Annotated in this window: 11 protein-coding genes and 3 pseudogenes; 1 reads left to right on the top strand and 13 read right to left on the bottom strand. The window is 39.7% G+C overall.

What is annotated here, in order from left to right:
- The first annotated feature begins 353 nt into the window (after positions 1-353).
- Positions 354-1,339: pseudogene (locus FTT84_RS15020) on the top strand (esterase/lipase family protein).
- Positions 1,340-1,407: 68 nt separating this feature from the next.
- Here the strand turns inward: FTT84_RS15020 and rplS are convergent.
- The 13 genes and pseudogenes from rplS to FTT84_RS14960 all read right to left on the bottom strand — a co-directional run.
- Entirely contained in the window at positions 1,408-1,782 is a 375-nt protein-coding gene (gene rplS, locus FTT84_RS15015) for a 50S ribosomal protein L19 (RefSeq protein ID WP_180058827.1), read from the bottom strand.
- Between the two features lie 197 nt (positions 1,783-1,979).
- Entirely contained in the window at positions 1,980-2,726 is a 747-nt protein-coding gene (trmD, locus tag FTT84_RS15010; RefSeq protein WP_067762980.1) for a tRNA (guanosine(37)-N1)-methyltransferase TrmD, read from the bottom strand.
- Positions 2,727-2,768: 42 nt separating this feature from the next.
- Positions 2,769-3,317, bottom strand: a complete 549-nt coding sequence (gene rimM, locus FTT84_RS15005; RefSeq protein ID WP_180058826.1) for a ribosome maturation factor RimM — start codon at positions 3,315-3,317, stop codon at positions 2,769-2,771.
- A gap of 18 nt (positions 3,318-3,335) precedes the next feature.
- Positions 3,336-3,593 carry a 30S ribosomal protein S16 gene (rpsP, locus tag FTT84_RS15000; RefSeq protein ID WP_005013161.1) on the bottom strand — a complete coding sequence of 86 codons (258 nt, stop codon included), beginning with the start codon at positions 3,591-3,593 and terminating at the stop codon, positions 3,336-3,338.
- Between the two features lie 143 nt (positions 3,594-3,736).
- Entirely contained in the window at positions 3,737-4,192 is a 456-nt protein-coding gene (locus FTT84_RS14995; protein WP_180058829.1) for a type IV pilin protein, read from the bottom strand.
- A gap of 5 nt (positions 4,193-4,197) precedes the next feature.
- Positions 4,198-4,653 carry a type IV pilin protein gene (locus FTT84_RS14990; RefSeq protein ID WP_180058825.1) on the bottom strand — a complete coding sequence of 152 codons (456 nt, stop codon included), beginning with the start codon at positions 4,651-4,653 and terminating at the stop codon, positions 4,198-4,200.
- 10 nt (positions 4,654-4,663) lie between these two features.
- Positions 4,664-7,513, bottom strand: a complete 2,850-nt coding sequence (locus FTT84_RS18285; RefSeq protein ID WP_373685040.1) for a pilus assembly protein PilY — start codon at positions 7,511-7,513, stop codon at positions 4,664-4,666.
- A gap of 44 nt (positions 7,514-7,557) precedes the next feature.
- Positions 7,558-8,190 (bottom strand): VWA domain-containing protein, encoded by a 633-nt coding sequence (locus FTT84_RS18200; protein WP_306669506.1) that lies wholly within the window; start codon positions 8,188-8,190, stop codon positions 7,558-7,560.
- 15 nt (positions 8,191-8,205) lie between these two features.
- Complete coding sequence (locus FTT84_RS14980; RefSeq protein ID WP_180058824.1) at positions 8,206-8,970, bottom strand: pilus assembly protein PilX; 765 nt, start codon at positions 8,968-8,970, stop codon at positions 8,206-8,208.
- Positions 8,967-9,949, bottom strand: a pseudogene (locus tag FTT84_RS18280) (PilW family protein). The gene FTT84_RS14980 and the pseudogene FTT84_RS18280 overlap by 4 nt, the downstream one beginning before the upstream one ends.
- Before the next feature lie 42 nt (positions 9,950-9,991).
- Entirely contained in the window at positions 9,992-10,501 is a 510-nt protein-coding gene (pilV, locus tag FTT84_RS14970) for a type IV pilus modification protein PilV (protein WP_373685041.1), read from the bottom strand.
- Positions 10,495-10,941, bottom strand: coding sequence for a Tfp pilus assembly protein FimT/FimU (locus FTT84_RS14965; RefSeq protein ID WP_180058822.1), 447 nt, complete (start codon positions 10,939-10,941; stop codon positions 10,495-10,497). Before FTT84_RS14965 ends, pilV begins: the two co-directional genes overlap by 7 nt.
- A gap of 86 nt (positions 10,942-11,027) precedes the next feature.
- Positions 11,028-11,255 (bottom strand): annotated as a pseudogene (locus tag FTT84_RS14960) (transposase domain-containing protein); the annotation flags it as partial.
- Positions 11,256-11,353 lie beyond the last annotated feature (98 nt).

Below are 11,353 nucleotides of genomic sequence, written 5' to 3'. Positions count from 1 at the left end.
TGTTCAAATGGCTATTCTACGTTTGATTGGTTTTGGAAAAAAAGAAGAATTTAAGAAAGTGCTAGCAATTTTAAGAAAGAAAAAGCCTGATAGGACAAGGATCCTATGAAATTTGTCGTGTACAGAGTAAATACTTATATATTTCATTAAATGCCCGATCTACGTGTCGGGCTTTTTATGCAGTTTATCTTACAAACAAACCTACATTTCATCGACTAGTTCACACTATAAGCTAAAATTCTGCCTATACTCTTATTTGACAAGTAAGATTGTCATAAACAGCATAATGAAATTCATCTTAATAAATATAGATTTTACTATGCTGCACTAAAACAAAAAATGAGGAAAATTTGATGAAATATGGATTATTCATAGCGGGCTTAATCGGCCTTCCTACAATTTTAGCCACGGCCCCAACCTTCGCTGCAACGCAAGCCTCTCAGGTAACAGCCAATGCCAGTTCAAACTATGCAAAAACCAAATATCCAATCGTATTTGGACATGGTATGTCTGGTTTTATTCGAGTTGGTACCGACCCGATAGGTTTAGATTATTGGTATCAAATTTTGCCCAATCTCGCTCGAAATGGTGCCAATGTGTGGGCAACACGTGTTTCACCATTTAACTCATCGGAAGTCCGTGGCGAACAATTACTAGCGCAAGTCGAAGATGTTATTGCCATTACTGGGTCACCCAAAGTGAATTTAATTGGTCACTCACATGGTGGACCAACCATTCGTTATGTAGCTGGGATTAAGCCGCAGTATGTCGCTTCATTAACAACAGTCGGTGCACCACACAAAGGCTCACCTGTGTCCGACTTCATTTTAAATATTCGCGATGCTGCTCCAATTTTAGAAACACCTATTGTTGCTGCGGTGAACCTGTTAACAAAAGCCATAGTTTGGGCGCAAGGTTTAGACCCAAATAGCTTCCCACATGATTCACTTGCTGGTGCAAATAGCTTAAGTCTAGCTGGATCTGCAAAATTTAATCAACGCTTCCCTATTGGCATGCCAACGACTGCTTGTGGTGAAGGCGCATATACCCAACAAGGAATCTATAATTATTCTTTTGCTGGCGTTGGCACCATCACTAATATTTTGGATGTCGACTCAGTACTGAAAGTAACGAGTTTATTGATTGATGGCGGTAAGGATAATGACGGTCTTGTTCCACGCTGTAGCGCGAAATTCGGTAAAACCATCCGTGACAATTACAACTGGAATCATTTTTGGACGAGGTAAACCAAGTACTGGGCTTAAAAGCATTATTTGCACCTGATCCTGTGGATGTCTATCGCCAACATGCGAACCGCTTAAAACTGCAAGGTTTATAAGTTCAAAAGTGATATACATAAAAAAATGCGCCAAAAGGCGCATTTTTTTCACTCATTAAAACTTAAAATTAAGCTTTAACTTTACGAGCAGGTAACTTTTCACGAATACGTGCAGCTTTACCAGACAATTCACGTAGGTAGTAAAGTTTAGCACGACGAACGTCACCACGACGTTTCACTTCGATACTAGCAACGATTGGTGAGTGAGTTTGGAATACACGCTCAACACCGAAACCGCTAGAAATTTTACGTACTGTAAACGCAGAGTTCAAACCACGGTTTTTCTTAGCAATTACAACACCTTCAAATGCCTGAAGACGTTCACGATCACCTTCTTTTACTTTTACTTGAACAACTACTGTGTCACCAGGAGCAAAAGCAGGGATGTCTTGTTTCAACTGTGCATTTTCAACAGCTTGTACTAAAGGATGTTTACCGCTCATGGGGTATCTCCGATTACGCGAGTCAGAAGAGGTCTGATCATCGCAGGGTATAGAGGCTAAAGCGCATGTTACCCGTTTAACTTTCTCTCAATACTTGACCACTTCAATGTATTAAGAGCCTAATTAAAATACTTAAAGTCATCTCTAAGTATCTGTTCGAAGCAAAGCTTCTGATTTTGCAAATTCAGAAATAGAGTCTACTTTTGAATTTGCGAATCTTTTAGCCATTTTTTTTGCTGCTTGCTCAACTCAACTTGCTCAACCAATTCAGGCCGGCGCTCAAGTGTACGCTGATAACGCTGCAAAAATCGCCATTTCTCAATATTTGCATGATGTCCAGATTTAAGAACCTCTGGTACATCCAAACCTTCAAAATGATCTGGCTTGGTATATTGTGGGCAGTCTAAAAGACCATCCACAAAAGAGTCTTGAACGTGTGATTGTTCATCAGACATTGCATTCGGCAAACGTCGAATAATACTGTCTAATAAAACCATCGCAGGAAGTTCACCGCCTGAGAGTACGTAATCCCCAATTGACCATTCCTGATCAACATATTTTTGGATTAAGCGCTCATCGACGCCCTCATAACGACCACATAACACAATCAATCCATCGTAATCGACAAACTGCTGTACTGCGGGTTCATTTAGAGTTTTGCCCTGCGGTGACATATACACCACAGGAACATGAACTGCACCTGCTTGCGCTGCAAGCTCTTTGGCACGTTGAATTGACTTTGCTAAAGGCTCAGCCATCATCACCATACCTGGACCACCACCAAATGGACGTTCATCCACTCGTTTGTAGTTCCCTTCAGCAAATTCTCGTGGGTTGATGCAATGGACTTGCACAAGATCACGTTTTGCTGCGCGCCCGCTAATTCCGTACGCTGTAATCGCTTCAAACATTTCAGGAAAAAGCGTAATGACTGCAAAAAACATCGCAGATTCCTCTATTTTCCTGCTGCGTCAATCCTTAAAGGATTAGTAATCTACGCCCCAATTCACGTAGATACGACCAGCTTCGAGATCAACACGCTGTACCACATCTTTATGCCATGGAATCATACGCTCTTCGCTATCGACACTTTCGGCAGTGGCACGTACCACCATCACATCGTTAGCACCTGTCTCAAACATTTCATGGATTTGACCGAGATTGACTTCTTGATCTTCATCATCTAGACCTAACACTGTTAGACCTTTCAAATCTGACCAATAGAACTCATCTACACCCGCTTGAGGCAACTGAGTTTTTGAAATCCACACATTGGTACCAACCAAGCCATCTGCTGCTGTGCGATCACTCACACCTTTTAGCGAAACGACTAAGCCTTTACCATGCGGTTTCCAACGTTTTACATCTACAATTTGCCAACCTGCTTTGGTCTCAATGTACCAAGGCAGGTAGTCAAAAATATTGCTCATAGGTTCTGTATTGGAATAGACCCAGAGCCACCCATTTAATCCATATGCTGAACGTAGCTGTCCAATCTGAATACGATCTTCGGGAACATTCTGTGTTGGTGTCATGGGCAATCTACTACCGTATTAAACAGCAGCTGCAGCTTTTTTAGCTTGAGCAGCTAAAGAAGCAACGCGATCAGAAGGTTGAGCACCTTGAGAAACCCAATGAGCAAAACGGTCAGCATCTAAACGAAGTTTTTCTGCTTTACCTTGAGCTGTAGGATTGAAGAAACCGATACGTTCGATGAAACGACCGTCACGTGCATTACGGCTATCAGTCACAATGATTTGATAGAACGGACGTTTTTTAGCACCACCGCGTGCAAGACGAATAACAACCATGATAGAACCTTATAGTTTTTACGGATTATCCTTGTACCGACCATCGATACAACTCAAACCCCTTTCATAGAGGGCAATATTTTACGTGATATTTGCCCTGAATGAAAGATCATTTTTTGTTTATCCACAGTTTTGAATTTGGATTATTGGTTATTCCAAGTTGAAGTATCAGAAAGATCTGCAATAGTACAGGTTCGGCCTTTGGACCAAAATTTTTGACTTCGATGATTTAAACAAATAGAGCCATCATTTTGTTGAGATGTTCCTGTAACTGGTGTTGCAATCAAAGACCACGTTGTCGCAGTAACGTTAGTCAATTGAATGGTATACAAAGCCGAACCTTGACTTGGAATATTTCCAGAATGCTGTAAATCATTTAATGTCATCGGTACTTCAACATTATTTATCAATGGGACATAAGAAAAATTTGCAATTTTAAAGCGCTGAATTCGGTTTGCTAGGTCAAGCATTTCAGACTGTGCTTCAGCTCTTTTTGTTTTTCTAACATGTTCTTGATAGGAAGGATAAGCAATAGCAGCAAGTATACCTATAATTGCAACAACAATCATAAGCTCAATAAGCGTGAAGCCTTTTATCATACGATTCACCATTCTTCACGCCCCGTATTTTCTGTGCCACATGAAATAGATGCTGAATCAATAAGATTAGCTGTTTTATTTTTACACCGTACACCAGTACTAGACATTAAAAAATTGTAATTCTTTGGATCTGTAGCCAAAGCTGTAATTAACCATGTCTGACCACCAACACCTGATACTACTGTAAAATTATATTTTACAGCAGCCCCCGTTGCACCTCTAGGCTGCACATTCATACCTGTTGGCATTACAAAACCTTGATAATTGAAATTTCTAGATTTATGCCGATCTAATGCCATAGCAATTTGTTGTATTTGATCTTGAGCTTGCGTTGCCTGAGACCGACGAATGTACTCTTGATAAGATGGAATTGCGATTGCGGCAAAAATTGCCACAATCACCACCACCACCATCAACTCGATTAATGTAAAGCCTGTTCGAAAAAAATTTGTTCTTTTCATATTTCCCCCACTAAGGTGCTTTACGCGCGAGTTTTTCATACCAACGCTGTGGGATAAGGCACATTTCTGTCGCTTCACCATTACCAAAACCACCAGTCACTGTTAAAGCAATTCGACCACTTGTATTAATACAATAATTTGTAGCACTCGTATTACCGGTCGCTTTTGGTGGACAAGATTCGTCTTGGCATTCTACTGGTGGACATGTACCTCCTTCACATTCCTCTCCTCCACCTGTACCGCCACCATTTTTACCACCAACAGTAACTGTATGAATACCCACACCAATAACACTACGTGAAGGCTCTAGTATTGTCGCACATTGACCAAAAGGCATACAGAATGCAGTAAGCATACTTTCACCTTTAACACCCGCACCACAATCACCAGAAATACCCGGCTTACTTGCATCAAACGTTGATACATAAAGTTTATAGTTCATAGCTAGAGGTGTACCAAAGACCTTTTCACTTTGTTTCTTATAATTACTACAATTTGTCAGCTTACCATCCACACCAGCCGTACAATTTTGAAATTTGTAGAACCACCCCCCTTTTTCAGAATAAGGAGCAACTAAAGTTGAATTTGCAAAACGATTTGCCTCTGTTATTTCACCTAAATTTGATTTTTGAAGGTTTTCTGTATATAAATTTGTTGTTCTATTAAATAGGTCGCGACGTGCCACATCCTTATCATAAACATTATAAATTGCATCGTAATCATAACCTGCTTCAGTAGAAGAAAAATCCTTCATTGGTGTACTACGATTACCGCTTCCTTGTGAAATTACAGCAAAGGTCTCACCATTTTGATTATATAAAGAAAATCCTGGCATATCGTAAAATCTAGGACTTTTAGCACCATCATTTAATGTTAAAAGTTTAACTGGTGTTTTTGGAACAGCGCCTTTTAACTTTTGTTTATTATCAAAATCCACTCTAAATAATTGTCCACCTAGATCCCCAAAATAGATATGATCAATTAAATCATCACCATCGCGATCAACTGTACGGATTTCACTTACGACACTGTATTTTAAATCAGTATGCTTCGTTGCTATAACACCTGTATTGGTATCTGCTGCGGATGTACTTGTTACATTATCACTTGCCCACCAAAGTAGATCACCATTATCGGCATCAAACATGTAGACCCCTGCACCAATCTTATTTTCTTGTTCGTAATCATGTGCTTCGTAGCCAGAATATAATCCTTTCACACCACCTGTACGTGCATCACCATCATCACCACCAGCATCATATCCACCACCAACTAACATGACTCGTTTACGTTCACCGCCCCAGTTTACCCAACCAATCGATGGTTTAGACCAACTTTGCCCCATATATTGAAGCGGGTTAAACGTTGTAGATTTTATTCCGCTGTATACTTTTTGAGTTGCAGGATCAATATGAAATTGAAGTTCAGGACTATTTATATTACTGAGATCTAATGCATAGTAGCTACGCCCACCCATACGTAAACCACCGTACGCTATTTGCATACCTTTTTGGCTTGTTGTACGACCATTTCCTACAACCAAGCTACCAGAACTATCTACCACATATTGCGTATAAAGATTCCACGGCCCATCAATACCATAATAAAGCTTTTGCATCCCCCCATTAGTAACGCTAGACAAACGGAAAGCATCTTTTTGGTTCTCAACCATTTCATTTGGTACAAAGGCAAATCTTTCCACACCTGTTTCCGCATCAACCACATGCAGTAAGCCCTGGGTGGTCCCAAACAATACATAGTCCTCACGACCAGTAGATTCCATGACCTTTTTTGTCTTGTTATATTCCAACTTACCTTTATTCGTTACCAAAACTGGATAAGAGTGCATAACTGCACCCATTTGACGTAAAGAAGGTTGTGTAATTAAATTAGCCACTGACGTTGGTGGTGAGGCAACATCAATATTATAGCCAAGCAATGAAACTAAATAGCCACGATTCGGATCAGTTTTATATGTTGCATCCGACAGATCAGTTAACTGAACTTGACGCAATGAACCAGCTCCCCCAAATGTGTTACCAACTGCTTTACGATTTGTTAATAGTTTTCTTTCAGCATTATTTTGAACATTTGCTCCAAGTAGCATTTGTGACCAAGCACCACCACGTGCAGCAAACTTCTTACTACCCACGGTATTTTCATCACTATTTTCTACAGCCGTATCAACGCTTTTTGCCCAATAATCGTAAACTGCAGAGGTAATATTTCCGTTAGCATCATAAGTAGGCTCTTTAATACGACCATCTGTTTCAAATACTGTTGCCGAATTCTTACCTTTTAAAACTCCATTATCACCAACTAAATATTTTTTTAAATTACCTAACCATAATTGGTAATTTGTATTTGGGGTAGGCTGAAATGTTTGATAATAAGCATTATTTTGTAGTTCAGCAGGATTCAATGCATCACGAGGAATTGTTGGTGAACCAGTTGTTACCGAAGGAATATCCTTAGATAAATTACTAATAAAGTCATTCACACTTTCTACTACATCTTGAGAACTTTGACCTGAGTACCAACCGCCTTGACCTAGAATCCCCCAACGTGCAGCACGTTTAACATGAGTATTTATAGTTCCCAATGCTGCTATATTTTCTGCTTCTGTTTTCGTTTTATCAAATGAGGCAATATTATTAAATGCATTACCAAAACCAACCACTGCAGTTTTAAACTTTAACCCTTTACCATTTGAGTTAGGATCAATCAATGCAGCATTCATTTTATTAGTGCAATCCCAACCATCACTACTAGAAGTGCATGAAAATCCACTCTTATTTATCGCAATACTTGCCAATTTACTCACACCACTATTTGAGTTAGGTTCGCCATCCGTAAGCACGTAAATACCTTGTCCACTACATTGTTGTATATCCTCACTTTGTGTTAAAGAAGACGGTGATTCATATTTATTGTTTTTTTCGTTGTCGAATGTGAATAGTTCCATCCACTTTCTGCATCATCATCATCTGTTGAAACCCCCATTAAATATGCAATCACCTCAGCATAAGATTTAGCTGTTGGCGTACTAGTTTTCATTGTAATTTTATTAACTCGATCCAACAGTAATTGACGCTGCGTTTTTTCCACGCCATTTTCTATCACTTTAGCATCTAAACGGCGGGCGGGAACTAACACAGCACCTCTGCTGCTACTGCTGCCAGAATTTAAATCACCTTTGTTATTAAAGGATATGGCACCTAATGTCGATAGCCCAATAATCTTATCATCACCAATTCTTTCAACTCCTTTAGCCGTATTCCCACTTAACAAGTCACGCATAGCAACCTGAACACGTTGCCAACGAGTTTGTGTTTGACCATCTTTTTCATTCATACTAGTTGAAACATCGAGCATAAACATCAACGTGATATCACCAGATTTTGCATCTTGATAAATATCAATATCACTTGCCTGCACCACACTAGATGTAATTAATAATGTAGAGATTGCCGCTATACTTGCTGTTAATACTTTATAACGACATGAATTAATAAAATTCTTAGTTTGTTTTTTCATTTCATTACTCCAAATCTATACAAAGTCTTGAACAATCACATATTCAGTCACATGTGAAGTGTACGGAACATTTAAATCAGCAAGACACTCTGTCACTGTTTTACGTGAAATTGCATTTAGTGCCACTGAAGTACCTTCAGGAATAGTTGCTTCACTCATATGATTTCTAAAACAATTATTAATATCTGTTGTTGATGCATTAGTTAGTGTTGGCATAACCGAGACCGCAAAAACTTTTACAGGTTTAGTACTATCAAATTTAACTGTTTTGTCATCTGTACCAAATTGCGCACCAAAAAATGGATCATTTTCTGAAATACTTGTAAATTTCACAGCCACTTGTGTCATAACCGCCTTACGACCACTGGTAAAAAAGTTAGTCGAACTTTCGTCAGCATTACAGTATCCATCCACACCAAATTCATTATTTGTTGGGGCTGCCTCACCAGACTTCCAATAAATTAAACTGGCGCGATTAATATCAAAAAAATTAGGCTCTGCTCCGCGATAGCAAAAAACCATTTCCTTTTCCTTATCAGTAGCCCCACTGATATACCCGAACATACCACTCGAACTTAATGCTTGAATGATATTGTCTTCACGCTCGACATTAAAAAAAGCTGCGTCCGAGTTTTGAAGCAATAGCTGTTGCGCCTGACTATTTGTTGCAATATTTAAGCTCACTAAGCTTTGGCGAACGGCTAAAGTTCCTAGAACAATAATTGCAAGTAAAAGAAATAAGACAACAATTAAAGTTGCACCACGCTGTTTATTTATCATTGTCCTCTCTCCCCAAAAGTGTTGCGCAACGACACTGTCTGCGTGACAACTTGTCTGGCATATTTAGGAGCACTAGCTGCAGGAGTTGTTACTGTTACTTCTTGATCCAAAATCCGAAAAGTTTGATCATCTTTAAAATCAGCACCACCACCTACTGTCTGATTTGAACGCACCAAGACCCCGAGTTGAACAGCCAAAATTCTTGGACGGGGATCCATAGCCATGTATGCTGCTGCATCAACATAACGATGATTTACTCCTGACTGAATCGAATATAAAACTCTAAATTGATCTGCTCTTTTTATTATAATTTCACCAGCCCCCCCAAGCCTTCAATTTCAGTTGGTGACCCATCTAATGGGTAATGCCCCGCATCACATGCCAATGCCAAAGGTGAATTAGGCTCACTAGTGCTATTATTAGTATCTGCTCTTAAAAAATAACGCTGAACTACAACATGTCGACCTTCTGCAAGAGTAAATTCAAGTTCATTACCCTCACAATCTGATCCGCCATACCAAACATCATCTGCTTCAGTTGCCGTATTTTTATGATCCAAAATATATTGAGGGACAAATTGAATTGTAAGCTGATCACTAGCTTCCCCTTGTACATTAGAAACTCCTGTCCACTGTGGAGCTGTACCAACTGAAAGACCACTGCTTCTACTTAAAAGAGTTTGATTTACAGAATTTCCATCTAAACTTATCGGTAAATTTGCACGTTTTACACCACTTACTTCAACAGAATTTGAAGATGAACGAAAAACCACCCCACCATAAGTTGTCAAATCGTTAATGCTAGATTGAACTGTATTTAAGTTTCCTAACCGAATATCTTTCACAATATAATTCAACCCAAAATTAGCATCATCTTGCAAACTAGCCTGTCCTTGCTGTAATGCTTGGCTACGCGAACTTGTCAGAAAGAGCATTGTGGCTGCTGCAACAATTACCAAACCTAGAGCTAATGCAATCATCAATTCAATTAAGGTAAAGCCTGCTTGTTTAATTGGGTTTATTTAGTAAACCTCCATAATCAAACATGTTGATTCCTGTTCATAGCTAGCCCCTGTTGTACAGTTCCCCGCTTCAGCACCATCAGTAGCAGAAGTATCACCCCACGCAACATAAATACATCTACGGCTATCCGTATTTCCTTGGCATGGTAAGTAATTAACAGACATTCCAATAACTCTTGCTTTTGTTGCAATCTGAGCAACATCAAAATCAGCCAAATCGGTACTAGAACAATTCGCATTAAAGCAATTTGTTGGGAAAACTCGCTGAGTATTTGCAGTATTCAGCTGAAAAGCATAAACCTCTTCAGCACCACGATTTACTCGCATTCTTTCAGCCAAATCACGTGCTAAATTGATTGCTTGTATTCGCGAGCCACTTTCAGCAGTTGCCTCGATAGCTCTATATTGCAAAGCAATAAAACCCATCACCCCTATTGCAAGGATCAAAAGAGCTACCAATACTTCAATTAAGCCAACGCCTTGTTGATTCTTCTTTTTAATCATTAGCATGTACCCTCAACAACTTGCTGAATCGTTCCCATTTTGGAAACACTAATTATTTGAGATTTACCCCCAGCAATAGAACACAAAACAAAGCTAGTATCTGTTGTTGCGCCAACTACTCCACCACTTAAGCCATATCTAATTGTTGTTTCACTTGCAGACGTTAAATGTGTTTTACCATGAGGCATCCAATTCACTACTGTGGCAGTATCTATAGGTAATGTATCTGTTTCTTTTAAATTCAAATTGACATCTATGTTTCTACGCTCCAACACTTCCTTTGCACGTGTTTGATTTAATACCCCAATAAGTTCATTTGTGCTTTTCTTTAAATTTTGGCGAACAATCATATCTCCAAACGAAGGCGCAGCCATCATGCCAATAATCGCCATCACAGCAATCGTCACCATCAATTCAATTAACGTAAATCCTTTATTTTTCTGCATACTCCCCCCAAGGCGCGCCAAACTTTACCCTATTAAAAATAATATCTAATTAAATGTAAGCGTCCGCTGAACCCCATGTCTATTTTTTAATTCGGTTCAGGTTTCCAACGATGTGGCAGCAATTCTTCAATCTGGGTCACTTTATGTGTCGGTAGCCTTTTCAGCACATCACTTAAATAGGCATACGGATCCAGCCCATTCAGCTTTGCTGACTGGATTAATGTCATGATGTTTGCCGCTCGCTGACCACTGCGCAGCGAACCTGCAAACAGCCAGTTCTTGCGCCCCAACGCCCAGGGACGCATCTGATTGTCGGGTAGTCAGACGCAGTTACCTACGTCCAACCCCCTAAGAACCGTGCATGCGAGTTTCCCAGCACACGGCTCAAGCCTCTGCTAAGGCGCCATTCGGC

Source organism: Acinetobacter sp. YH01019 (assembly GCF_013420285.1).
Taxonomy (GTDB): Bacteria; Pseudomonadota; Gammaproteobacteria; order Pseudomonadales; family Moraxellaceae; genus Acinetobacter; species Acinetobacter gandensis.
This window is presented reverse-complemented; position numbering and strand designations above follow the sequence as displayed.

What these genes read in the sequence shown, in the direction of transcription:
- FTT84_RS14980 (WP_180058824.1), bottom strand. Translation starts at nt 8,970, where the DNA reads ATGATAAATAAACAGCGTGGTGCAACTTTAATTGTTGTCTTATTTCTT.
- trmD (WP_067762980.1), bottom strand. Translation starts at nt 2,726, where the DNA reads ATGTTTTTTGCAGTCATTACGCTTTTTCCTGAAATGTTTGAAGCGATT.
- FTT84_RS14990 (WP_180058825.1), bottom strand. Translation starts at nt 4,653, where the DNA reads ATGAAAAGAACAAATTTTTTTCGAACAGGCTTTACATTAATCGAGTTG.
- FTT84_RS18200 (WP_306669506.1), bottom strand. Translation starts at nt 8,190, where the DNA reads ATGAAAAAACAAACTAAGAATTTTATTAATTCATGTCGTTATAAAGTA.
- rplS (WP_180058827.1), bottom strand. Translation starts at nt 1,782, where the DNA reads ATGAGCGGTAAACATCCTTTAGTACAAGCTGTTGAAAATGCACAGTTG.
- pilV (WP_373685041.1), bottom strand. Translation starts at nt 10,501, where the DNA reads ATGCTAATGATTAAAAAGAAGAATCAACAAGGCGTTGGCTTAATTGAA.
- rimM (WP_180058826.1), bottom strand. Translation starts at nt 3,317, where the DNA reads ATGACACCAACACAGAATGTTCCCGAAGATCGTATTCAGATTGGACAG.
- FTT84_RS14995 (WP_180058829.1), bottom strand. Translation starts at nt 4,192, where the DNA reads ATGATAAAAGGCTTCACGCTTATTGAGCTTATGATTGTTGTTGCAATT.
- rpsP (WP_005013161.1), bottom strand. Translation starts at nt 3,593, where the DNA reads ATGGTTGTTATTCGTCTTGCACGCGGTGGTGCTAAAAAACGTCCGTTC.
- FTT84_RS14965 (WP_180058822.1), bottom strand. Translation starts at nt 10,941, where the DNA reads ATGCAGAAAAATAAAGGATTTACGTTAATTGAATTGATGGTGACGATT.